Below are 23,409 nucleotides of genomic sequence, written 5' to 3' on the forward strand. Positions count from 1 at the left end.
AGCATACAACCGGCTTTACCCAACCCACTGAAGGGTTGGGGCTTCTCTTGTGCTCGGCCGGCCAGATGACCGGCCCCGCACTCAGAAGTTATAGCGAGCCATCAGCTCGAAGGTCTGTGGCGGGTCAATATGCCTGAAGTAGGTCTTGGAGAAACCGAAGTTCGCCAGCGGCACGTCGTTGCCCCAGGTGAACGTTTTTTCGTCCCCGAGGTTTTTGCCGATCAGCGCAACCATCCAGGTGCCATCGCTGGACGCGAGTGAAACACGCGCATTCCACTTGCCATAGCTGTCCTGGATCAGGTGTTCATCAAGGTCATTTGCCACCACCACCTCATCTGACCACAGGTAGTCTAGGCCGAGACCCAGGTCCAGGGAATCAGTGATCGCCGTGTCATAGCGCGCGCCAAGATTGAACGTGTATTCAGGTGCAAACTGCAATGGCTTGCCGGACAGGTCCTGGGTACAACCCGCCCTGGAGCCGGTTTCCGCTATCTGCTCCAGGAACTGGTCTTCGTTACAGGCGGCATCTTTAAACGACTTGTAGTTCGCGTCCAGCCACGCCGCGGCCGCGTTGAGCACCAGGGCGTCGCTCACGGCAAACTCGATATCCGCTTCGAAGCCCTCCACTTCTGTTTCCGCGGCATTACCGACCACGAACGCGGCGTTGCCATCGAAGGTGCTGACCTGGACATCCTCGTAGTCACTCTGGAAATAGGCCATGTTGAGCCGGCCCCGGCCTTCCATGAGTATTATCTTGGCGCCCACTTCCCATGAGTCGACCTCCTCGTCCTCATAGGTGGAAACATCCCTGCCCAGGGTCTCATCGAATTCGCGACCAAGGCTGTTATCCTCATCAAACCCGCCGGCCTTGTAGCCATTGGCCCAGTTGGCGTAAAGCATAATGTCGTCAGTCGCATCCCATTGCAGGTTGACGTTGCCAGTGGTGTGATCCTCGGAGCGGGACTTCTCGTAAGCGTGTTCCGTGCCCAGGTTGAGGGCAGCAGGCCCCCACAGGAAAGCAAAGAACGGATCGGGTAGCAGCCCGCTGAGATTATCCAGGGTACCGACTTTCTCCACGTCCTTGTCGTCTTCTGAGTATCGAATACCGGTGGTTAAACGCAGCGTATCAGTCAAATTCCAGGTGAACTCGGTAAATACAGACCAGGAATCGGTATCCTGTGAAAACTGGTTCTTGCCATCGCCGTCTATGGAGGTAGAGGGCAGGTTGAGCGGCGCCAGTACCGGGTTGGAAAAGATCTGCGATTCAATAGGTGGCACGTTGCTGAACACGACGAAGGTGTGACGGTCGTTACTCAGTTCCTCGGTCTGGTAATAGGCCCCGGCGAGAAACTCGACGAAGCCCCCTGTGGGTGAGGACCACAGCAGTTCCTGGCTGAACTGCTCATGCTCCTCGGTCCGGCCGCGATTCAGAAAGCGCAACGGACTGTAATCGGTGTCGAGTTCATTGGTGAATTCATACTCGGTGTAGGCAGTGATGGAGCGCAACGTATGCTCACCCAGCGCCCATTCCACAGTCAGTTGCGCAACATTGGACTCGGTATCATCAAACAGGCCAGTCTCTTCAAAACCGAGATCGTACTGTTCGTAATCAAAACCCGCGCGGAAGCCGGGATCGCCAAAGCCCTGGTACAGGGCGGTAGCTGTGGGGCTGGCCAGCGAAATAACCTGCTGCCGGCCATCCACATCATTGGTGTTGTGCTCAACTTTCAACAGGAAGTTCAAATCCTGGGTGGCGTCCCATTCGAGAACACCACGCACTGAAAGGTTGTCCTGCTGGGGGCCATCTTCACCGCCTTTTGCCTTGTTCTCGACATAACCGTCGTCGTCGTACTTCTTGGCCACCAGGCGTCCACGCAGATTGTCCGTAAACGGACCAGAGACCATGCCGGTGATGCCAAATCCATCCAACTCGGTGCGATAACCCACCTCGAGGAAGGACTCAAACTCGTCTGTGGGCCGTGCTGTAGTGATGTTGATGGCGCCCGCGATAGTATTCTTGCCAAACAGCGTTGACTGGGGCCCCTTGAGTACCTCAACACGCTCAATATCCAGGAATTTGCCCCGTGCACTGCGGCCGCGACCATAGTAAACCCCGTCTATGAAGGTACCCACCGACTGCTCGAAACCGTAGTTGATTCCCGAGCCGATACCGCGGATGAACAACTGGGTGCCTGCGCCACCTTCTGCTACATGGATATTGGGCATATACACGGTGAGGTCTTCAAGACTGCTCAGGCCCCGCTCTTCAATGGCCTCGCCGCTCATCACACTGATGGCGATGGGTACATCCTGCAAGCCCTCGACACGTTTGGTTGCGGTGACCACAACTTCCTCGAGAGCCTGGCTGGATGCCGGCATGCTGGCGACAGCCGACACCGCGGCTATTGAGAGCGCGAGCGCAGTCCTGTTGAAATGCTGCATGGTTAACTTCCCTACTGTGCTGTTATTTTTATTAGGCACGACACGGCTACGCGCCCGCCTGCGGAGTGAAAAGACTAGCAAGGGGGCAGCAAATTCGTACAGCGAAATAATTACGCTGAAAAAGAACCCAGGGCGCGCGCCAATGCCCACAACCTCGCCAATGCAGCGGCGCAGTGGCGGGGAAATCCCCGCCGCCCGGGACAGAACAAAAAACCCACCGCGAGACGCCTCGCGGTGGGTTTCCTGTAATGACTCAGTGCCAGTTCAAACTGGCTGCGTCACATGAGCCAAACCTCCCGTCTTGCGCAAAAGAGGTCAACTCCGTGGGAAGGTCACTCCCATTCAATCGTAGCCGGGGGCTTGCTGCTCACATCGTAGGTGACGCGCGATACGCCGGAGATCTCGTTGATAATCCGGTTAGATGCCCGCTCCAGCAACTCGTAGGGCAGGTGTGCCCAGCGCGCGGTCATGAAATCCACGGTTTCCACTGCACGCAGGGCGATCACGTATTCGTAGCGTCGGCCATCACCCACCACGCCCACCGATTTGACTGGCAGGAACACGGCGAAGGCCTGGCTGGTCTTCTCGTACCAGCCTTCCTTACGCAGTTCCTCGATAAAGATGGCATCTGCCTCACGCAGCAGGTCAGCGTACTCTTTCTTTACTTCACCCAGGATGCGCACACCGAGGCCCGGCCCGGGGAAGGGATGGCGGTACACCATGTCGTAAGGCAGCCCCAGCTCCAGGCCGATCTGGCGCACCTCGTCCTTGAACAGCTCGCGCAGCGGCTCCACCAGCTCCAGTTCCATATCCTCAGGCAGGCCACCCACGTTGTGATGGGACTTGATCACGTGCGCCTTGCCGGTCTTGGCGCCGGCAGATTCAATCACGTCAGGGTAGATGGTTCCCTGCGCCAGCCACTTCACGTCCTGTATGCTCGCGGCCTGCTCATCGAACACCTCGATGAAGGTATTGCCGATGACTTTGCGCTTTGCTTCCGGGTCAGCCACTCCCTTGAGCTTACCGAGGAACAGCTCTTCGGCATCAGCCCGGATCACCTTGACGCCCATATTGCGGGCGAACATATCCATGACATGGTCACCCTCGTGCAGCCGTAACAGGCCGTTGTCAACGAACACACAGGTAAGCTGGTCGCCTATAGCCCGGTGCAGCAGGGCCGCGACCACGGAGGAGTCCACGCCGCCGGACAGCCCCAACAGGACCTTGTCGTCGCCCACTGTGGCGCGTACCCGCTCTATGGCATCCTCTACAATATTGGCCGGCGTCCACAGTGCTTTGCACTCGCACTGCTCCAGTACAAAATGCTCGAAAATGCGCTTGCCCTGCAGGGTGTGCGTCACTTCCGGGTGAAATTGGATACCAAAAAACGGCTTCTCCCGGTGCGCCATGCCGGCGATAGGGCAACTTTCGGTTTCTGCGATCAGCTCGAAATCCGGTGGCAGCTCGACCACTTTGTCTCCGTGGCTCATCCACACATCGAGCAGTGCATTGCCGGCATCGTCAATGTGGTCGCGAATATCGTGCAGCAAGCCACCATTACCAACCTGCCGTATCTGTGCGTAACCGAATTCGCTCACCGGCGAACCCTGCACCCTGCCACCGAACTGCTCCGCCATGGTTTGCATGCCATAGCAAATTCCCAGCACCGGCACGCCCAGCTCAAATACCAGGCTGGGAGCCCGCGGTGAGGCATCTGCGGCCACTGATTCCGGACCACCCGAGAGAATGATTCCGCGGGGATTGTATTCGCGGATCTCCTCTTCGCTCATGTCGTAGGCGCGAATTTCGCTGTATACCCCGACCTCGCGCACGCGGCGCGCAATCAGCTGCGTATACTGGGAGCCAAAGTCCAGTATGAGTATTTTCTGGGCGTGGATATCTGCGCTCATGTCTGTTCCTGAATTGGATGCTTGTTGCGGGACTGCGTACTCGACCTCGGCCTCATCGCGCCCTCGCAGGCTGGGGCCCACAATACTCGACTACACGCCGCTGGATTCCGCCATGGCGGACCACCGCCCGCGCGGGAATGGCGGCAGGCCCCTGGTAAATCTCTACCGCACCGGATAATTGGGGGCTTCCTTGGTGATGGATACATCGTGCACATGGCTCTCGGACATGCCTGCAGCAGTCACTCGCACGAACTCGGGGCGCGTGCGCATGGTGTCCATGTCGGCGCTGCCGGTGTAGCCCATGGCAGACCTTACACCGCCCATCAACTGATGCACGATAGCCGTGACCGGGCCTTTGTAGGGCACGCGCCCTTCAATACCTTCTGGCACGAGTTTCTCAGCGCCTTTGCTGGCGTCCTGGAAATAACGGTCCGAGGAGCCCTGGGTCTTGGACATGGCGCCCAGTGAGCCCATGCCGCGATAGGCCTTGTACGTTCGCCCCTGGTAAAGCTCTACCTCTCCTGGAGCTTCCTCGGTGCCCGCGAACATGCTGCCCATCATCACCGAATGCGCCCCGGCAACAAAGGCCTTGGCGATATCGCCAGAGAAGCGAATGCCGCCGTCCGCTATCAGTGGCACGCCCCTTGGTGCGAGTGCCTCGGCCACATTGGCAATGGCAGAAATCTGCGGCACACCGATGCCGGTCACAATCCGCGTGGTACAGATGGAGCCGGGGCCGATCCCCACTTTGACGGCATCGGCGCCCGCTTCGGCGAGTGCCACGGCGGCCTCTGCGGTGGCGATATTGCCCCCGATCACCTGCATGAAGGGATAGGCCGCCTTGATCATGCGTACCCGGTCGATCACGTTGCGCGAGTGGCCGTGCGCTGTGTCCACAACGAGCACATCCACTCCGGCGTTGATCAGCGCCTCGACACGATCGTCTGTGTCCGGGCTGGTACCGACAGACGCTCCAACGCGCAATTGGCCGTAGGAATCCTTGCACGCGTTGGGAAAGCTCTCTGCCTTGTCGAAGTCCTTGACGGTGATCATCCCTTTCAGGTCGAAGGCGTCATTGACCACGAGAATTTTCTCAATGCGATGGCGATGCAGGAGCCCCTGCACCTCTTCGGCACCGGCGCCCTCTTTCACGGTGACCAGTTGGTCCCTGGGGGTCATGATATCCGACACCAGTTTGGTGTGGTCTGACTCGAACCGCAGATCACGGCGCGTGACGATCCCCACCAGGTCCTCGCCATTGAGCACCGGCACCCCGGAGATGCCGTGCGATGCGGTCAGCTCCAGCAGCTCGGCTATGGTGGCTGACTGTTGAATAGTGATGGGGTCCTTGACCACGCCACTTTCAAACTTTTTCACCTTGCGCACCTGCTCGGCCTGATCCTCCAGGGACATGCTCTTGTGGATAATGCCGATGCCACCTTCCTGGGCCATCGCGATCGCCAGACGGGATTCCGTCACGGTATCCATGGCCGCGGAGACCAGCGGGATGTTGAGCTCGATTTCACGCGTGAGCCGGGACTTCAGGCAAACGTCTGTCGCCACGACTTCCGAGTAGCCTGGCAGTAGCAGGACATCATCGAAGGTCAGGGCTTCCTGGGCGATACGCAGCATTGGGGGCGTCTCCGGCTGGCGGGTTAAAATTAAACGTGCAATTATAGCTTTCCGGCTCGCCTCCAGTAAATAGAAGTTCACTGTGACCAACCCGTTTCACAACGCCTCGCAACCCGTCGCGCTCACCGTCAGCCAGCTCAACCGCCAGGCCCGCAACCTGCTGGAGAGCCACTTCGACTTTGTCTGGGTAGAGGGGGAAATAAGCAACCTGGCGGTACCGTCATCGGGCCACTGGTACTTTTCGCTCAAGGACGGCAGCGCGCAGGTGCGCTGCGCCATGTTTCGTGGTCGCAACCAGCGCGTGCGCTTCGCGCCGGAAAACGGTGACCACATCCGCCTGCGCTGCCGAGTCTCGCTGTACGAGGGGCGGGGAGAATTCCAGCTCATTGTTGAACACATGGAACTGGCGGGCGCCGGTGCCCTGCAGGCAGCCTTCGAAAAACTGAAGGCGAAACTGCTCGCGGAAGGGCTGTTCGACAGCGCACGCAAACGCGCTTTGCCAGAGCATATCGCCCATCTCGGCGTGGTCACCTCACCGACCGGTGCCGCCATACATGACATCCTCACGGTGCTGCAGCGCCGCTGTCCTGCCATCGAGGTATCGATCTTTCCGGTGGCGGTTCAGGGCGAAGCCGCCGCCGGTGAGATCGCCGCAGCGATCGCCCGGGCCAACCAGCTGCAGCGAGACGGCAAGATACAGCTGGACGCCCTGATCGTCGGCCGGGGCGGCGGTTCGATGGAAGACCTGTGGGCGTTCAATGAGGAGATTGTGGCACGCGCCATCGCCGCCAGCACCCTGCCGATCGTATCAGCGGTCGGCCATGAGGTGGACTTCACCATCGCCGACATGGCGGCAGACCAGCGCGCCGCCACGCCGTCCGCAGCGGCGGAAATGTTGAGCCCCGACCAGCAGGAACAACGCCAGCGCCTGCTTCAGCTGGAGGCGGAACTGGTGCGCCAGATGCGTCGCCGGCTGGCTGACAGCTATACGCGGATCAACCACCTGCGGGCGCGCCTCAAGCACCCGGGCGCCCTGCTGCGGGAGCAATCGCAGCGCCTCGACAGCGCTGAACAGCGACTGCTGCGTGCCCAGGCCAACCTGCTGGCGCAAAAGCGCGGCGAGCTGCGCCTGATCGAATCGCGGTTTCTCGCCCGTCATCCGGGCAAGCGCGTCCAGCAAACACAGAAAGAACTCACGGCCCTGCAAACCAGGCTACAGGGTACCATGCGCACGAGGCTGCTGGAGGGGCGGGAACGGCTGACGCATCTGGCCAGGCTGCTGGACTCGCTGAGCCCACTGAACACCCTGTCCCGTGGTTACGCCATTGTCAGCAGGCCTTCCGGAGCCGTGGTCACCCAGGCAGAAGATGTGCAGGTCGGCGACACCCTGACGGCGCGGCTGGCGCGAGGCCAGCTGTCGGTCACAGTGACCGATACGGAAACGAGTGAGGAATGACAGACAACGGCGACTGGCATACCCGCCAGGCGCACGCCAGGGGAACTAGTATTTGGCGGGCAGCCGCGTGTTGATGATGATATGCCGCCCCTCAAAGCGAATGTACTCGCCGATGGTGAGGTCCTTGAGGATACGTGCAACCATTTCGCGAGAGGCACCCACGCGGTCAGCGATGTCCTGCTGGGTCAGCTTCTCAGGAATATACAGCGTGCCATCGCCACGCTCTTCCGACAGATCCATCAGCACGTTGGCAACACGGCCATAGACATCCTGCAGCGCCAGGCTCTTCACATCGGCGGTGAGCTTGCGCACCCGCTGGGCCAGGTTCCTGATCAACTGGCGACCAATATTGGGATGCTCATCAAGCACCCGATTGAAATCGTCCTTGAAGATGATGCAGAAGCTGGATTTTTCTACCGTGCGCACGGATGCCGAGCGGGTGGAGTCGTCAAGCAGGGCCAGCTCACCGAAATAATCCCCGGCGCCCTGGGTATTCATGATGAATTCCTTGCCGTTCTTGTCAGAGCAGTAAACTTTTACCTTGCCGCTTTCGATAATGAACAGCGAGTCCGCCGGATCATTTTCGTGAATCACCACGGTGTTTTTCGGGAAAGAGCGGCTTGAACTGCTTGCCGCGAGCGCATCCAGTTCTTCCTGAGAAAGCCCCTGAAATATCTCTACTTGCTGCAACATCTGTGCACCTGACCCCTTTGCCCGCCCTGGCCCCTGAACCTGTGCGCTCAATAGTAACCCAAACTTTCACAAAAGCGCACCATCGGAGCGCAAAAAACGCCGCCTCAGCAGACTGACGCCGCAATACCCTAACCGGTTAGACCCCGTTATACTCAGCGCTGGCATCAAATCAGGATACCGTCACCCAGTGTCTTCAGGCCCCAGGCAAACCAGCGCCCCGTGGAGCGACTTGTTGCTGCGCAACATGGCGGAGTTGCGCGAGCAGTACAACGCGGCGAGCGCGCAGCTGGAAGCACACTCCCGGGACGATTTCGAGAAGCTGTTTGACGGCGCGGGCAAACTCAACGAGATGCTGCGCGACCCCGACAGCAACCGCCATGACGTCATGAATGTGCTTTCGGCGATTCGCGGCTACAGCGAGATGCTGCGCGAGGACCTGGGCACAGTACAGCCCGATATCGATGCGGCCTTGTCACGGCTGTTAAAAGCCGTGGATTCCGCAAACAACGAATCAGCCAGCACCGACCAGCCTGCCCGCGCTCGCCGCACCATCACCTCGGAGCCCGGCTTCATTCTCGCGGTGGATGACCTGCAGGAGAACCGGGAGCTCGCAGCGCGGTATCTATCCCGGTCCGGCCATATCGTGGTTACTGCCAGTGGCGGCGAAGAGGCGCTGCGAACCCTCGACCAGGCCGATGTCGATGTCGTGCTGCTGGACCTGATGATGCCGGATATGGACGGGCACGAAGTGTTGCGGCGTATCAAGGAGCATCCGGAATGGCGGGCCACGCCGGTCATTGTCATTTCCGGGCGCCAGGACATGGATGGCATCATCGAGTGTATAGAAGCCGGTGCCGACGACTACCTGTTCAAGCCCTTCAATCCTGTCCTGCTACAGGCGCGCATCAAGGCTGGGATAGAACGCAAACGCTGGCACGACCGCGAAGAGCTGTACCGGCAACAGCTGGAGCGCAACGAGAAGTTTATCCGTGCCACCTTTGGCCGCTACCTGTCCGATGAGATCGTCACCGATATCCTCGAGCGCCCCGAGGGACTCGAACTCGGCGGAGACCTGCGGCGGGTCACCATCATGATGTCGGATATCCGCGGCTTCACCACTATCAGTGAGCAGCTGGCCCCGGCCCAGGTGGTCACCCTGATCAACCGCTACCTCGGCGCCATGACCGACATCATCATGGCCCACCAGGGCACCATCGATGAGTTTATCGGCGATGCCATTCTCGCGGTTTTCGGTGCTCCGCAACGACGGGACGACGACGCCGACCGCGCCGTGCGCTGCGCGCTGGCGATGCAGGATGCCATGGCCGATATCAATCGGCGCAATCGCGAGGAGGGCCTCCCGGAAATCAGTACCGGCATAGCGCTCAACACCGGCGACGTGATTGCCGGCAACATCGGCTCCGAGCGCCGCAGCAAGTACGGATTCGTCGGTCACCCCATGAATGTCACCTCTCGCATAGAAGACGCCAGTGATGGCGGGGAAATCCTGATCGCGGCCAGCACCCTGGAGGCCCTGCAAGGGGATTACCGCACCGGCCCGGGCCGCGAACTGAAGGTCAAGGGCATCGATGAGCTGCTCACCGTCCATCCGGTACTGGGAGAGCAGCTGTGAACGGCGTCATCCTGCTGGTGGAAGACAACGAACTCAACCGTGACATGTTGATGCGCCGTCTCAACCGGGCCGGGCTGGAGGTCATTCCTGCAGGGGATGGCCAGCAGGCATTGGACATGATGCGCAGCGAACAGCCGGCAGTGGTGCTCATGGATATGAACCTGCCCGTCATGGACGGCTGGACCGCCTGTCGCCAGGCCCGGGAAGACGCCTCCATCAGCCATATTCCCATCATTGCCCTCACCGCTCATGCATCAGACGCCGACCGGCTCAATGCACTGGAGGCAGGCTGCGATGATTACGCCACCAAGCCGGTGGATTTTCCCGGCCTGCTGATCAAGATAGCCAAACTCACCGACCCCGATTGAGAGACACAGGAACCCCATGAGCCTTCGCCGTCGATTAACGCTGTCGCTGGTCACCATCCTGATCCTGTTCTCGATCAACGTGGGCACCCATTTCTGGGGCAGCTTCGCTCGTAACGAAAGTATGGAGGCCTACCGCAACTCGGTGACAGCCGCCCAGCTGTCCACCGAGGTAGAGCAACTGCTGAACGACAAGCGGCAAACCATCCTGGTGCTGGATACCATCAGGGACAACACCGACGATGAACTGGACGAGGGCGAACTGCTGCAGGCCCGGGAGCAGCTCGAGGCCATTCGCCAACGCATACGCCAGTTGGGTCGCGTCAGCCACGATGTGACACGCCTGCATTACGATCGCCTGCAGGAAAGCAGCAACACATTGCTCGACCAGTGGATGGCGTTTTATGAAAACTACAACAACCCGGAATTCGGTTCCGAAGTCAATGACCCGGTCCCCTACCTGCAGACCAGCGAACACCTGAAGGAACTGGAGCAGCGCCAGGCCTTCATTTCTGTACAGCGTGCCAACATCATCGACCGCACCATCGCTCTGACCGACCGCATCACGGTTATCGGTTTTATCGCCTCAATCTTCCTCACCGCCATCCTCGGGTTTTTCCTGGTCCGCTACACCAACCGCTCATTGAAGCACCTCAAGCGAGGCACAGAACGCATCGGTAGCGGTGACCTCAATTACCGCATAGACAACATCGATGACAGCGGCGAACTGGGCGACCTGGCCAACGCCTTCAATGAAATGTCAGAGAAGCTGCGCAATGCCATGTATGACGTCAGCAAGGCGCGCGACTCGGCAGACGAGGCCAATGCCGCCAAAAGCATTTTCCTGGCCAATGTTTCCCACGAACTGCGCACACCCCTGAACGCCATCATCGGCTATTCGGAAATGCTGCACGATGAGCTTTCAGACGAGAATGCGCTGGACCGCCAGCAATTCCAGCAGGATCTGGAGAAAATCATCCGCTCCGGACGCCAGTTGCTGACCCTGATAAACGATATTCTGGACCTGTCCAAGATTGAAACCGGCAAGATGATGCTCTACTGCGAAACCTTCCAGCCGGGTGACCTGCTGGAACAGGCCTGCGATGCCATCCGGCCGCAGCTGCGCGAGCGCAACAACACGCTGCATCGCCCCGATACGGGTGAACTGCCAACCCTTTACAACGACGCCACCAAGTTTCGGCAGATTTTCACCAACCTGCTCAGCAACGCCTGCAAGTTTACCGAGAATGGCCAGATCACCGTTACCGCGAGGGAGCCTGCAGAGCATCCCGGGTGGGTAGAAGTGTCAGTCCGGGATACCGGAATCGGCATGAACGAGGAGCAACAGCAGCTGGTATTCGAAGCCTTTGTCCAGGCCGACTCTTCCACCAGTGCCAATTACGGTGGCACTGGCCTGGGGCTGTCGATCTGCCGTGACTATTGCGAACTGATGGGGGGCAACATACAGGTGGAAAGTGCCCCGGGAGAGGGCTCGAAGTTTACTGTGCTGCTCCCGTCTGACCCAGAGTTAGCTCTCGAAGCCGCTTGATGGCTTCCTCGCGTTTTTGCAGGTCTTCCTTTAACGCCTCGTTGCTTTCCCGCAACTCACGCACCCGGCGCGACATGACCAGGAAGCCGTCCAGCGACTGACGGGCGAGCAGGGTCTGCTGATGCAGCGCCATGGCGCGCCAATCCTGTTCGTTCAGGTCACGGAAGCGCTTGCGCGCCTCCTTGGGGTCGTAGATCGGGCTCTCGGGCAGGGTCAGCATCAGGGCAAGCGCGATATCCGCCTCCCAGTCTGCCACGGCAGAGGACTCCAGCCGACGATAGCGCTCGAAATAGGATTGCGCTTCCGCGTAATCGGCAACGGCCAGTGCCGCATACCCTTTCTCCAGAAAGGTGTAATCTGCCTCGCTGCCGTCCTCGCCCACTGCATCGCAGACACAGTCGGTCTCTGCGGGCAGGTTGAGGGTAATTTCAGGGGCTGCTTCCACGGGCTGCTGTTCCTGCTCGGGCGCCGGCTCTACCGGGGCCTGGGCACAACCCTGCACGATAACCAGGGCAATCGCCATTCCTAGTCGCGTCAAATCACTGGTGCGCAAGCGGTAGTCTCCATTCTCGGCTGGTTGGGAGTGTAGCCTATTCGCGTCGCGCTGAGCACCCTGAGATGCTACTCAGGTCGCATATGTGGGAACAAGAGCACATCCCGGATAGACGGGGAGTCGGTCAGGAACATGACCAGTCGGTCGATACCGATACCCTCGCCCACCGTGGGCGGCAATCCATACTCCAGGGCGCGGATATAGTCCGCGTCAAAGTGCATGGCCTCGTCGTCTCCCGCCTCCTTCTCGGCGACCTGTGCCAGGAAGCGCTCCGCCTGGTCTTCAGGGTCGTTGAGCTCGGAAAAACCGTTGGCGAGTTCGCGGCCGGCGACAAAGAACTCGAAGCGGTCGGTGACAAACGGGTCGTCGTCGTTGCGGCGTGACAACGGCGACACTTCCGTCGGATAACGGGTAATAAAGGTGGGCTGGTCCAGCCGATGCTCCACAGTCTTCTCGAAAATCTCGATCTGCACCTTGCCCAATCCCCAGCCCGGCTTGACCTCGATCCCCAGGCCCTCGGCGAGGGCCCGCGCAGCGGCATCGTCCGCCAGGTCGGAGGCAGAGACATCCGGGTTATATTGCAGTATCGCGTCGAACACGGAAAGACGGGCGAAGGGCTGCGAAAAGTCGTATTGCTCGCCCTGGTACTCAATCGTGGTACTGCCCAGCACCTCCAGGGCCAGCTTGCGCAGCATATCCTCGGTAAGGTCCATGGCGTCTTCATAGGCCGCGTAGGCCCAGTAGTATTCCAGCATGGTGAATTCGGGGTTGTGCCGGGTAGACAGCCCTTCGTTGCGGAAGCTGCGGTTGATTTCAAATACGCGCTCGAAACCTCCCACCGTAAGCCGTTTCAGGTACAGTTCCGGTGCGATGCGCAGATACATATCCTGGTCGAGGGCGTTGTGGTGCGTGACGAAAGGTCGCGCCGTGGCGCCGCCGGGTATCACCTGCATCATCGGGGTTTCCACTTCCATGAATCCGCGCTCCATCATGTAGTCGCGAATAAAGGCGATGATCCTGGAGCGGGTGCGGAAAACCTCACGCGAGCGGGCATTGACGATAAGGTCCACATAGCGCTGGCGATAACGCATTTCCTGGTCCGCCAGGCCATGGTACTTGTCGGGCAGCGGGCGCAAGGCCTTGGTCAGCAGCCGCGCCTGTTCCATGTTGATATAGAGGTCACCCTTGCCGGATTTCTGGATGCTGCCGCTGGCGCCAATAATGTCGCCGAGATCCCAGGACTTGATCTCATCCAGGGTCGCCTCGTCCAGGCCCTTGCGATCGATATACAGCTGTATCTGGTCCGTCCCGTCCTGAATCAACAGGAACGCCCCGCGATTACGCACCAGGCGGCCGGCCACGGCATAGTGCTTGTCCAGCGCCTCAAGCTCGGCCTTGGATGATTCGCCATACTCGCGTTGCAGCTGCCCGGCTTCGGCCGTGCGGCGAAAATCATTGGGAAAGGCATTGCGCTGTTGGCGAATTTCGTCCAGTTTGCCCCGGCGCTCCGCTATCAGCTTGTTCTCGTCCTGCTGCGCGGGTGCTTCCTGCTCTTTACTCATACGGATCACTTCTCATTGTCTGTGTACGGCCCCGGTTGCCAAAAGCTTCGGGGACATCAAAACGCCCTGCACCTACCCGCTGGACCCGGGTGTGGCTGAGGGCTACAGCCCGCTTTTCAGCGAAGCTTCTATAAACTGATTGATCGAACCGTCCAGCACGGCCTGGGTGTTACTGGTTTCCACGCCGGTGCGCAGGTCCTTCACCCGCGAGTCATCGAGCACATAGGAGCGGATCTGGCTACCCCAGCCAATGTCGGCCTTGCCGTCCTCCATTGCCTGCTTTTCCTCACTGCGTTTGAGCATCTCCATTTCATAGAGCTTGGCACGCAGCAACTTCATGGCGTTGTCCTTGTTCTGGTGCTGGGAGCGCTCGGTCTGGCACTGCACGACGATGCCGGAGGGGTTATGGGTAAGCCGCACTGCCGAATCCGTCTTGTTGACGTGCTGGCCACCGGCACCCGAGGCGCGGTAGGTATCGACACGCAGGTCAGCAGGGTTGATCTCGATCTCGATGTTGTCGTCGATTTCGGGGGCAACGAAGACCGAAGAAAACGAGGTGTGGCGGCGGTTCCCGGAATCGAACGGCGATTTGCGTACCAGGCGGTGCACGCCGGTTTCGGTGCGCAACCAGCCAAAAGCGTACTCACCCTCGAACTTGATGGTGGCGCTCTTGATGCCGGCCACGTCACCGGCCGACACTTCTATCAGTTCTGTCTTGAAGCCGTTGGCCTCACCCCAGCGCAGGTACATGCGCAACAGCATCTCGGCCCAGTCCTGGGCCTCGGTGCCACCGGAGCCAGCCTGGATATCGAGAAAGGCATTATTGGCGTCCATCTCACCGCTGAACATGCGCCGGAATTCCAGCTGCTCCAGCTGTTTTTCCAGGCTGGCGACATCGGCTTCTATCTCGGCAACCGTGTCCTCGTCATCCTCGGCCGCCGCCATTTCCAGCAGGTCGGACGCGTCACCGGCCCCGGCCTCCAGCGTCTCGATCGTATGCACAATCCCCTCGAGTGAAGAGCGCTCGCGGCCCAGTTCCTGGGCGCGCGCGGGATCATCCCAGACACTGGGCTCGGACAGCTCGAGCTCTACTTCTGCCAGCCTCTCCTTCCGATTGGCGAAGTCAAAGATACCCCCTCAGCACGTCGGTGCGCGCCTCGATATCTTTCAGTTTTTGCAGCAGGGGGTTGATCTCTAGCATTGTCTGGCCCGGTTCGGTCAAAAAAGGCCGGGCATTTTACCGTAGGCGTCGTCCCGGGCCTAGCCCGAATATTGGCTGCGGGGCGCTAGGACAGGTAACTGCACCAATCACTCCAGCTGCCGGCGTACAGACAGGCATCGTCACGGCCCAGCAGAGCCAGGGCGAAAAGGTTGACGCAGGCGGTCACCCCGGAGCCGCAATACACCACCAGATCGTCGGCATCCAGGCTTGCACCCCATAAACGACGCAGCGCCTGTTCATCGCGGACAAAGCCATTGTCATCGGTCACTGCCTGCCAGGGGTGATTGATAGCGCCCGGTATGTGCCCCGCCACCGGGTCGATCGGCTCCTCCAGGCCGGCATAGCGCACAGCCTCACGGGAATCCACCAGTAAGGCGCCAGCGGCCTGTCGATCCCGCACGGCGTCAATGTCACAGCATGCGGTATAGGCTGCCGGTGCCCAGTCGGTGCTGCGCGCTGGCGGCGATTCGGTCTGCAGCGGGCCACCCATGGTCTCCCAGGCCTGAAAACCGCCATCGAGCAGGCGCGGCGGCCGGCAACCCAGGCTGCGCATCAGCCACCACAGGCGAGCGGCAAAGGCAAAACGTGATGCGTCGTAGGCGACCACCTCGGTCTCCGGCCCGATGCCGCAGCGAGCAAGGGTCAACTGCAACGCCGCGGCGTCGGGCAGCGGGTGGCGCCCGCCGTGGGCGCCGGGCGGGCCCGACAGGTCGTGATCGAGATCGAGATACTGCGCGCCCGGTATGTGCCCCGCCGCATAGAGGCGGCGGCCCTCGGCGGGGTCCGCCAGTGAAAACCGGCAGTCAACAATAACCGGCGGCACACCCGCGGCGAGCGCCTCAGCACTTATCAGCATGTCCTCGCGCACCCTTCGTTCTCCATTACCGCGGCCAGCAGATACGATAGTAGGCTAGCCGCGTAAATTTCACTAGACTAGCCCCATCAGGGAGAACACACCGTGGTTACCAGCACACGCTCAGCAGGCAGGTTGATGATCGTCGCCCGACCCAACCAGTCGGCCTCATGGCGCAGTAACCTGTATGTCCTGCTGGCGATATCGGTACCTTCGCTTGGCGCCGCCATCGGTTTCACCGCCATGGGGGCATGGCCCATACTCCCGTTTGCCGGCCTCGAGTTGCTGGCTCTGGCTGCCGCCCTGTACTACGTAAACTGGAAGCTGCAGTATCGCCACGTGATTACGCTGAGCGAAGACAGCATCCGTATCGACAAGGGGCACTACCATCCCCGGCAGAGCTGGCAGTTTCGCCGCCAGGTCACCGGGCTGTCTGTTATTCCCGAAAAACACCCCTGGGAGAGTCCCGCCCTGACGGTTCACGACCGGCAACAACGCGTCAGCGTGGGTGAATTCCTGAATCGCGATGATGCCCTGGCCCTGTTGGAATTACTGCGCAAGGAAATCCGTGTGGACAGCTACAGCGCCACCGGTGACAGGCACTTCTAGTGCCTGCCGGCTTCCGCCTCTCAATCGATATCCCCAAAGTCACCGTGACGTCCCTTGCCACTGGCAAACCGCGCAGCCCCGCGCACCGTTTCCCTGGAATCAATCACCTGCATGCCGCGCCTGAATTCATTAGCCATCGCGGCAGGGAAATCCAGGTCCCACTGCTCGTAAGCGCTCATGCGATCTGAGCGCAGGCAGTTTTGCGGAAAGCTCGCCAGTTGTTCGGCCAGCGCCAGGGCATGCTCCAGCGCGCTGCCATCCGCCACCACGCGATTGGCCAGCCCCATAGCCTGGGCCTCCGGCGCGGACACAGGCCTGCCGGTCAGAATCAGGTCCAGCGCGCGACTGTGACCAATCAGGCGCGGCAGTCTCACGGTACCACCATCTATTAATGGCACCCCCCAGCGCCGGCAGAACACCCCCATCACCGCGCTTTCCTCCACGACCCTGAGGTCACACCACAGGGCCAGTTCGAGACCGCCGGCCACGGCGTGACCGGATATCGCCGCCACCACCGGCTTAGACAGCAGCATCCGCGATGGACCCATGGGCCCGTCACCGCTCGCCTCCAAAGGGTTGGAGCCGGACTCTGCCGCCACCGCTTTCAGGTCAGCGCCTGCGCAGAAAGTGCCATGAGCACCATGAAACACCGCCACTTCGCTGCTGTCGTCGGCATCAAATTCCCGGAAAGCCGCCGCCAGCGCTGCGGCAGTGGCCCCATCTACCGCATTGCGCACCTCGCGCCTGTCCAGGGTGACAACCGTGATCGTGCCATGCCTGGTGCTGGTTACCGTCATATATTGCGCTCCTCGTTACTGTGGCAAACGTAAAACCCGCCAGTGGCCGGGTGATGGTGCATGGCCGGGCCGCTACTGCCGCCCCCCCTGCCGTCAATGCTTATTGCCAGGGTATCGGGTAGAATCGTAGGCATCCGTAACCAGCGCTGCACCGCGCAAGCCTCATGCGCCGTTTTTGTTTACTGCATTCAGCAGCCCACCAGCACACAGAGTAGAACATGACCCATTCCGACAAAAAGACGATCGGCTTTGTCAGTCTAGGCTGTCCCAAGGCCCTGGTCGACTCCGAGCGTATTCTCACCCAGCTGAAAATCGACGGTTACGATATCGTACCCAGCTATGAAGATGCCGAGCTGGTGGTCGTCAACACCTGTGGCTTTATCGACAGCGCCAAACAGGAATCGCTGGACGCAATCAGCGAGGCGATCAGTGAAAACGGCAAGGTGATCGTTACCGGCTGCATGGGCAAGGGCGAGGACGCCAGGAGAATCCAGGAACTGCACCCCAAAGTGCTCAGCGTCAGCGGCCCGGCCGCCTACGAGGAGGTAGTGGGCGCGGTGCATCAATACGTGCCGCCATCCACGCGGCATGATCCGTACACAGACCTGGTGCCGCCGCAGGGCGTCAAGCTGACGCCGCGACACTACGCCTACCTGAAGATTTCCGAGGGCTGCAACCACCGTTGCAGCTTCTGCATCATTCCCGATATGCGCGGTGACCTGGTCAGTCGCCCGGTGGGAGATGTCATGGACGAGGCGGAACGACTGGTGCGCGCCGGCGTTCGCGAACTGCTGGTGATCTCGCAGGACACCAGCGCCTACGGTGTCGACACCAAATTTCGCACCGGCTTCTGGCAGGGGCGTCCGCTCAAAACGCGCATGCAGGAACTCTGCGAGGCGCTGGGCGAATTCGGCGTCTGGGTACGCCTGCACTACGTCTACCCCTACCCCCACGTGGACAAGGTGATTCCGCTGATGGCCGAAGGCAGGATTCTGCCCTACCTGGATGTGCCACTGCAGCATGGTAGCCCTGAAGTCCTCAAACGCATGAAGCGGCCTGCGGCGGCCGAGAAGTCGCTGGAACGTATCGCGGCCTGGCGCAACATCTGCCCGGATATCACCCTGCGCAGCACGTTTATCGTCGGCTTTCCCGGGGAGACCGACGCCGACTTTGAAATCCTGCTCGATTTCCTGCGCGAAGCCAGGCTCGACCGGGTCGGCTGCTTCCAGTATTCACCCGTCGCTGGTGCCAGGGCCAATGCCCTGCCCGACCACGTCCCCGAGGAGCTCAAACAGGAACGCTGGGAGCGTTTCATGGCCATGCAACAGGAAATCAGCGCCAGTAAACTGCGCGAGAAGATTGGCTCGACTATCGAGATCCTGATTGACGAGGTGGACGACCAGGGTGCCGTGGGGCGCTCGGCCGGTGACGCCCCGGAAATTGACGGCAGGGTATTCCTCGACGGTGCAACTGACCTGCAACCCGGCGACTTTGTCGAGGCCGAGGTCACGGCCGCGGACGAATACGACCTCTGGGCGGGCTGAGGCACAGGTGAACCTGCTGCTATTTACACCGGAGGAGCGGCGCCCGGACGGCACCGTTGCCGTTGGCGACCGCCGGCTGCAACACCTGCGCGAGGTACATGGCAAGAAACCCGGCGAACGCGTGCGCGCAGGCGAACTGGGCGGGCTGATGGGTGATGCGGAAATCGTCTCGCTCAGCGAGAACGAGGCCCTGCTGCGCCCTTCCCTGCACACCTCGCCACCGGGGAAACTCCCGCTGATACTGGTGGTGGCGCTGCCGCGCCCCAAGATGCTGCGCCGGGTCCTGCGCTCGGCCGCTGAGCAGGGCGTCGCGGAGATCCGCCTGCTACACAGCTACCGCGTGGAGAAGAGCTACTGGCAGACACCCGTGCTGAAAGAGGCCACCATTCGTGAATACCTGCTCCAGGGCCTGCAGCAATCCCGTGACACCATTTTGCCCAGGGTGTCCTGCGAGCGCCGCTTCAAGCCCTTCGTGGAGGATACCCTGCCGGGGCTCACCCGGGGCCGGCGCGCGTTGCTGGCGCACCCCGGTGACCACCCTCCCTGCCCGCGCGGCATCGCTGCGCCCACCGTGCTGGTAATCGGCCCGGAGGGTGGTTTCATTCCCTATGAGGTGGAGAAACTGCAACAGGCCGGCTGCGAGACCGTCAGCCTGGGCCCGCGCATTTTGCGTGTGGAAACCGCGGTCACGGCACTGGTGGCAAGACTGTTCTAGCCCCGCAGGCGCGGCGGACTCGGGGCGGCAAAAGCCGCCCGCAGGGCCCGCGTTGGCTTACCTAGAAACGGTACTGCACCTCGGCGCCATACATCCGCGGCGGATTGGCGACAATGCCACCGTTGCCCTGGGACTCGACCAGCGCGCCACCGCCGATGATGTAGTCCTCTTCAGTCAGGTTGCTGCCCCACAGGGCGGCCGTCCAGTTGCCGTCCGGTGAGAACCAGGTGACGCGTGCGCTGAGATCGTACTGCTTGTCCTCAAGCCACAGGCCACTGCGGCAACTGGCGGAATCGAAACAGTAGTCGATGTCGAACTTCCAGCTGGCCTGCAAACGCGGCTCAACCAGGCCCCACGAGGTCTGCCAGCTGTACTGCACCGCCAGCATATAGCTTTCTTCCGGCAGCCTGGGCAGGTTTTCGTCAGAGCGATCATTGGGACATTCATCGACCTGTATCACCGTGAGGTCCGACCGCGAGCAGCCCGCTGGCGTCTCCGGCGTGTCGCCGACAGTCAGTTGCACGTCATCGAATTCCTCGATATCACCGTCGTTGATGGCCGCGTTGAAGGTCACCAACCAGTTTTCAGCCGCCAGCCAGGTGGTCTCCAGTTCGATACCCTGAATGGTTGACGATTTTGCATTGATGGTGGCCGGCGCGGGTGAGCCCGTACCCGGGTTCACCACCAGTGTAGTGAGCTGGCGGTTGGTGTAGTCCGTGTGGAAGATGGCACCATTCACCCGCAGCCTGCGATCCAGCATATCAAGCTTGAAACCGAACTCGATGTTCTCCACTTCCTCGGGCTCGAATTCCTCGAGGTCCCCGCCAGGTGCCTCGGAAAGACCGCCGGAAAGAAAACCCTCACTGTAAGTCAGGTAAAGGGAGCCGTAATCAATGACGTCACCTTCACCGAACAGGTATTGCAAGCTGGCCATCGGCGTCACATCACTGTTGGACACCGACTTGGTGGGCTCATCGACAGACACAAAGTCAAAGTTGGGGTTGTAGACGAAGTCCGGGCGATCTACCACGTAGAGGCCGCCACCCACCGGGATAACCGGCCCGCCATTTGCGTCAAGCGTGCCGGCAACGGGCGCGAACAGTTCCCGGGTAAAAGTGCGGTCTTCATCGGTGTAGCGCACACCGAGGGTGGCGCGCCAGTGATCATTGAATTCCCACTCGACCTGGCTGAATACCGCCCAGGCCTCATTCTCCGCGATTTTCAGGTTCGCTTCCGCGCTGATGAACAACAGATTGCTGATGGCGGGGTCGTAAGGCCCCAGCAGCGTCACAGCACGCCTGTTGTCCGTCTCTTCCTTGAACCAGTACAGGCCGCCAACGTATTGCAGGCGATCATCAAAGGCGCTGCCGACCAGCTGAAATTCCTGGCTGTACTGGTCAGTTTCAGCGGGAGTGCTGAACGGGTGAATTGAATTGGTGCGGTGCAGGAAGGGGATGGCCGTGTTATCGAGATCATCGTTCTGCTCTGCCTCGGTATAGCGCCAGGCGCTGATACTCTTGAGCGTCATGTCATCATTCAGCGCCCACTCCGCAGTCAGCGCCGCGCCCATGTTTTCTGCCTCATAGACAGAGCCCAGGTCGGAAATAACCTTGCGCGGATCGCCGCCGCCGGCATTGGCCGAGTCAGCACAGAAGTCCGCGTAATTGCGACCTGTTGACGGTACCACCGCGAGGACGTCAAACAGTGCTTCCTGCCAGCCAAGATATCCAGGGACCTTGACGCACTTCTGCGGGCGCGCGGTCTGCTGGGTCTGGCCCCAGTTGAGGTTGAGATCCAGTGTGAGGTCTTCGCTCGCCAGCCATCGCGTCTGCCACATCACGCTTTGGCGGTCTTCGTCGATGTAGTCGTCGCCATCGAAGAGGTTCTCAACGTAGCCGTCACGCGAACGATGCGTGGCCGAGAGGCGGGTGAAGATGCTGTCGGTCAGCGGCACATTGAGGACCAGGTCAGCGTCGAGCCGGTCGTAATTGCCGACCCGCAGCCCGACCATGCCCTCGAATTCATCCTGTGGTCGGTTACTGGTGAACACCAGGGCGCCACCCGTCGTGTTCTTGCCGAAAAGGGTACCCTGGGGGCCTCGCAGCACCTGCACCGACTGGATGTCATTGATGTCCAGCAGCGCCCCGTCGGGCCGGCCCACGTATACGCCATCGATGTAGATACCGACACCGGAATCAATGTTGGCGCCCGAGTTGCGCTGCCCCACACCGCGAATGTAGATATTGGCCAGGCCCGCATTACCGTTGCCTGCCGCCACTTCGATATTGGGCACCACGGTGTTGATATCCGCCAGGTTTCTCACACCCTGCTCACGCAGGGCCTCGGAACTCAGCGCGGTGACCGCCACAGGCGTCTCCTGCAGGCTTTCGACGCGCTTACGCGCGGTGACAATAATTTCTTCCAGCACCAGATCCTGGGCGATTGCAGTGGAACCGGTGAAGGGAATAGCGACGACGGGAATAACACTGGCCAGAATAGTCCTGCGCCAACAGCTAGTTGCAGACATGAGCACCTCGAGTATTTAGTATTATCGTTGTAACCACTTACGCGACGCGCAACTAACACACCGCTTACAAATTTATACGCGTTAGCCTCCCGGCGCTCAAGGGTTTTTTGATGGTGATCAAGGCGTTCCGGTATCGTCACGGATACTGTTGGACCCAGATTTAATCAATCCGCCAATGTTAAGGAATTCGAATGTTTAGTGTGGCTGAAATCATGACCCCCAACCCCTTCACGCTGGGGCCCGACGAGAGCCTGTCGACAGCGCGCCGCCTGATGTCAGAGAAGCATATACGCCACATCCCTGTTGTAGACGACGCGGGCGCGCTCGTCGGCATCGTATCGCAGCGCGACGTACTCGCAGCCGCTGATTCCAGTGTCCTGCCCGACACCGAAGCCCACCTTGAGGAAGAGCGCTACGTGGCGCTGTCTGCCATCATGACTTCACCGGTGCAAACTGTTGAAGAAAATGCCAGCCTGCGCGGAACGGCCCTGCAGCTGCTGCAGAGCCGCACGGGGTGCATGCCGGTGACGCGGTCGGGCAAGCTCGTGGGCATTATCACCGATACCGACTTTATCAGCATCGCCATCAACCTGATGGAACAACTGGAACAGGCCGAACCGGATCTCTACGACTTCGACGAAGGTTTCAACGACGGGGAGATATAACCCCGGTAGCGATCAGGCCCGGGCCAGACCCTCGGGGCAGCTGACCCCGGTGCCACCAAGCCCACAATAACCGCCGGGGTTTTTCGCCAGGTACTGCTGGTGATACTCCTCGGCAAAATAGAAAGTGGGGGCAGGCAGGATCTCGGTTGTAATATCACCGTAGCCCGCCGACGCAAGTGATTGCTGGAACTGCTCACGCGAGGCTTCCGCCTGCCGGGCCTGCTCGTCGTCATAGGCGTAGATACCCGAACGGTACTGCGTGCCAAGGTCATTGCCCTGGCGCATCCCCTGGGTCGGGTCATGCCCTTCCCAGAACACCCGCAGCAACTCCGCATAGCTCACTTGTTCAGGGTCGAAAACCACGCGCACCACTTCGTTGTGGCCGGTCTTGCCCGTGCACACTTCCTGGTAAGTGGGGTTGGGTGTATACCCGGCCGCGTAGCCGGCGGCCGTGGTGAAAACACCGGGCTGCTGCCAGAACATGCGCTCCACGCCCCAGAAGCAACCCATACCAAACATCGCCATTTGCAGGCCCTGCGGAAACGGTTCCCGCATCGGGTTACCGTTCACGAAGTGGGTATCGGGGACGGCGATGGGCTCATCGCGCCCGGGCAAAGCACTCTGGGCAGTCGGCATGCTGTGCTTGCGACGAATATCGAACAAAGACATAAGAAGCGCTCCC

19 protein-coding genes are annotated in these 23,409 nt (G+C 60.5%); 8 read left to right on the plus strand and 11 right to left on the minus strand.

The window, feature by feature from the left end; translation table 11 throughout:
- Positions 1–81 precede the first annotated feature (81 nt).
- The 3 genes from F0M18_RS02935 to guaB all read right to left on the minus strand — a co-directional run bounded on the left by F0M18_RS02935 (position 82) and on the right by guaB (position 5,984).
- Entirely contained in the window at positions 82–2,442 is a 2,361-nt protein-coding gene (locus tag F0M18_RS02935) for a TonB-dependent receptor (RefSeq protein WP_149609872.1), read from the minus strand.
- Between the two features lie 332 nt (positions 2,443–2,774).
- The gene (gene guaA / locus F0M18_RS02940) at positions 2,775–4,352 is read right to left on the minus strand and encodes a glutamine-hydrolyzing GMP synthase (RefSeq protein WP_149609873.1); all 1,578 of its coding nucleotides are present in this window, start codon (positions 4,350–4,352) and stop codon (positions 2,775–2,777) included.
- A gap of 162 nt (positions 4,353–4,514) precedes the next feature.
- Positions 4,515–5,984, minus strand: a complete 1,470-nt coding sequence (guaB, locus tag F0M18_RS02945) for an IMP dehydrogenase (RefSeq protein ID WP_149609874.1) — start codon at positions 5,982–5,984, stop codon at positions 4,515–4,517.
- Between the two features lie 82 nt (positions 5,985–6,066).
- Between guaB and xseA the strand changes: the two genes are divergently transcribed.
- Positions 6,067–7,440 (plus strand): exodeoxyribonuclease VII large subunit, encoded by a 1,374-nt coding sequence (gene xseA / locus F0M18_RS02950; protein WP_149609875.1) that lies wholly within the window; start codon positions 6,067–6,069, stop codon positions 7,438–7,440.
- Positions 7,441–7,485: 45 nt separating this feature from the next.
- Here the strand turns inward: xseA and F0M18_RS02955 are convergent, their stop codons facing one another.
- The gene (locus F0M18_RS02955) at positions 7,486–8,133 is read right to left on the minus strand and encodes a Crp/Fnr family transcriptional regulator (RefSeq protein ID WP_149609876.1); all 648 of its coding nucleotides are present in this window, start codon (positions 8,131–8,133) and stop codon (positions 7,486–7,488) included.
- A 187-nt stretch (positions 8,134–8,320) separates the two neighbouring features.
- Here F0M18_RS02955 and F0M18_RS02960 point away from each other — a divergent pair, with 187 nt between their 5' ends.
- Genes F0M18_RS02960 through F0M18_RS02970 form a run of 3 tightly spaced genes read left to right on the plus strand, consistent with a single transcriptional unit; the run spans position 8,321 to position 11,680 of the window.
- A complete protein-coding gene (locus F0M18_RS02960; protein ID WP_149609877.1) occupies positions 8,321–9,766 on the plus strand; it encodes an adenylate/guanylate cyclase domain-containing protein in 1,446 nt (481 codons plus the stop codon).
- Positions 9,763–10,134 (plus strand): response regulator, encoded by a 372-nt coding sequence (locus F0M18_RS02965; RefSeq protein ID WP_149609878.1) that lies wholly within the window; start codon positions 9,763–9,765, stop codon positions 10,132–10,134. The genes F0M18_RS02960 and F0M18_RS02965 overlap by 4 nt, the downstream gene beginning before the upstream one ends.
- Before the next feature lie 16 nt (positions 10,135–10,150).
- A complete protein-coding gene (locus tag F0M18_RS02970) occupies positions 10,151–11,680 on the plus strand; it encodes a sensor histidine kinase (protein WP_149609879.1) in 1,530 nt (509 codons plus the stop codon).
- On the opposite strand, the gene F0M18_RS02975 is transcribed toward F0M18_RS02970, so the two are convergent.
- The 4 genes from F0M18_RS02975 to F0M18_RS02990 form a co-directional block, all read right to left on the minus strand.
- Entirely contained in the window at positions 11,631–12,233 is a 603-nt protein-coding gene (locus F0M18_RS02975) for a hypothetical protein (RefSeq protein WP_149609880.1), read from the minus strand. The genes F0M18_RS02970 and F0M18_RS02975 overlap by 50 nt on opposite strands.
- A 68-nt stretch (positions 12,234–12,301) precedes the next feature.
- Positions 12,302–13,795 carry a lysine--tRNA ligase gene (lysS, locus tag F0M18_RS02980; RefSeq protein ID WP_149609881.1) on the minus strand — a complete coding sequence of 498 codons (1,494 nt, stop codon included), beginning with the start codon at positions 13,793–13,795 and terminating at the stop codon, positions 12,302–12,304.
- Between the two features lie 102 nt (positions 13,796–13,897).
- Positions 13,898–14,996, minus strand: a protein-coding gene (gene prfB, locus F0M18_RS02985; protein ID WP_149609882.1) for a peptide chain release factor 2 whose coding sequence is annotated in 2 segments (ribosomal slippage) — positions 13,898–14,920 and positions 14,922–14,996 — 1,098 coding nt in all. Because the reading frame shifts where the segments join, the coding sequence is not laid out codon by codon here.
- 85 nt (positions 14,997–15,081) lie between these two features.
- Positions 15,082–15,873: a sulfurtransferase gene (locus tag F0M18_RS02990; protein WP_149609883.1), complete on the minus strand. Its 792-nt coding sequence runs from the start codon at positions 15,871–15,873 to the stop codon at positions 15,082–15,084.
- A 102-nt stretch (positions 15,874–15,975) separates the two neighbouring features.
- On the opposite strand from F0M18_RS02990, the gene F0M18_RS02995 reads away from it, so the two are divergent.
- Positions 15,976–16,479, plus strand: a complete 504-nt coding sequence (locus F0M18_RS02995; RefSeq protein WP_149609884.1) for a DUF2244 domain-containing protein — start codon at positions 15,976–15,978, stop codon at positions 16,477–16,479.
- A gap of 20 nt (positions 16,480–16,499) precedes the next feature.
- Here F0M18_RS02995 and F0M18_RS03000 read toward each other — a convergent pair whose 3' ends face one another.
- Positions 16,500–17,276: a crotonase/enoyl-CoA hydratase family protein gene (locus F0M18_RS03000; protein ID WP_149609885.1), complete on the minus strand. Its 777-nt coding sequence runs from the start codon at positions 17,274–17,276 to the stop codon at positions 16,500–16,502.
- A gap of 218 nt (positions 17,277–17,494) precedes the next feature.
- Between F0M18_RS03000 and rimO the strand changes: the two genes are divergently transcribed.
- On the plus strand, positions 17,495–18,820 hold the full coding sequence (gene rimO, locus F0M18_RS03005) for a 30S ribosomal protein S12 methylthiotransferase RimO (RefSeq protein WP_149609886.1): 1,326 nt from the start codon (positions 17,495–17,497) through the stop codon (positions 18,818–18,820).
- Positions 18,821–18,827: 7 nt separating this feature from the next.
- Positions 18,828–19,535 (plus strand): 16S rRNA (uracil(1498)-N(3))-methyltransferase, encoded by a 708-nt coding sequence (locus F0M18_RS03010; RefSeq protein ID WP_149609887.1) that lies wholly within the window; start codon positions 18,828–18,830, stop codon positions 19,533–19,535.
- A 61-nt stretch (positions 19,536–19,596) separates the two neighbouring features.
- Here the strand turns inward: F0M18_RS03010 and F0M18_RS03015 are convergent, their stop codons facing one another.
- Entirely contained in the window at positions 19,597–22,062 is a 2,466-nt protein-coding gene (locus F0M18_RS03015; protein ID WP_149609888.1) for a TonB-dependent receptor, read from the minus strand.
- A gap of 191 nt (positions 22,063–22,253) precedes the next feature.
- Here F0M18_RS03015 and F0M18_RS03020 point away from each other — a divergent pair, with 191 nt between their 5' ends.
- Positions 22,254–22,727, plus strand: coding sequence for a CBS domain-containing protein (locus tag F0M18_RS03020; RefSeq protein WP_149609889.1), 474 nt, complete (start codon positions 22,254–22,256; stop codon positions 22,725–22,727).
- Positions 22,728–22,739: 12 nt separating this feature from the next.
- On the opposite strand, the gene msrA is transcribed toward F0M18_RS03020, so the two are convergent.
- Positions 22,740–23,396, minus strand: a complete 657-nt coding sequence (msrA, locus tag F0M18_RS03025) for a peptide-methionine (S)-S-oxide reductase MsrA (protein ID WP_149609890.1) — start codon at positions 23,394–23,396, stop codon at positions 22,740–22,742.
- Positions 23,397–23,409: the final 13 nt, after the last annotated feature.

This window comes from Pseudohalioglobus sediminis (genome assembly GCF_008370495.1).
Lineage (GTDB): Bacteria > Pseudomonadota > Gammaproteobacteria > Pseudomonadales > Halieaceae > Halioglobus.

Bases quoted from the DNA above. Each gene is read 5' to 3' on its own strand.
- F0M18_RS02935 (WP_149609872.1), bottom strand. From the start codon at position 2,442: ATGCAGCATTTCAACAGGACTGCGCTCGCGCTCTCAATAGCCGCGGTG.
- guaA (WP_149609873.1), bottom strand. From the start codon at position 4,352: ATGAGCGCAGATATCCACGCCCAGAAAATACTCATACTGGACTTTGGC.
- guaB (WP_149609874.1), bottom strand. From the start codon at position 5,984: ATGCTGCGTATCGCCCAGGAAGCCCTGACCTTCGATGATGTCCTGCTA.
- F0M18_RS02955 (WP_149609876.1), bottom strand. From the start codon at position 8,133: ATGTTGCAGCAAGTAGAGATATTTCAGGGGCTTTCTCAGGAAGAACTG.
- F0M18_RS02970 (WP_149609879.1), top strand. From the start codon at position 10,151: ATGAGCCTTCGCCGTCGATTAACGCTGTCGCTGGTCACCATCCTGATC.
- lysS (WP_149609881.1), bottom strand. From the start codon at position 13,795: ATGAGTAAAGAGCAGGAAGCACCCGCGCAGCAGGACGAGAACAAGCTG.
- F0M18_RS02990 (WP_149609883.1), bottom strand. From the start codon at position 15,873: ATGCTGATAAGTGCTGAGGCGCTCGCCGCGGGTGTGCCGCCGGTTATT.
- F0M18_RS03000 (WP_149609885.1), bottom strand. From the start codon at position 17,276: ATGACGGTAACCAGCACCAGGCATGGCACGATCACGGTTGTCACCCTG.
- rimO (WP_149609886.1), top strand. From the start codon at position 17,495: ATGACCCATTCCGACAAAAAGACGATCGGCTTTGTCAGTCTAGGCTGT.
- F0M18_RS03015 (WP_149609888.1), bottom strand. From the start codon at position 22,062: ATGTCTGCAACTAGCTGTTGGCGCAGGACTATTCTGGCCAGTGTTATT.
- F0M18_RS03020 (WP_149609889.1), top strand. From the start codon at position 22,254: ATGTTTAGTGTGGCTGAAATCATGACCCCCAACCCCTTCACGCTGGGG.
- msrA (WP_149609890.1), bottom strand. From the start codon at position 23,396: ATGTCTTTGTTCGATATTCGTCGCAAGCACAGCATGCCGACTGCCCAG.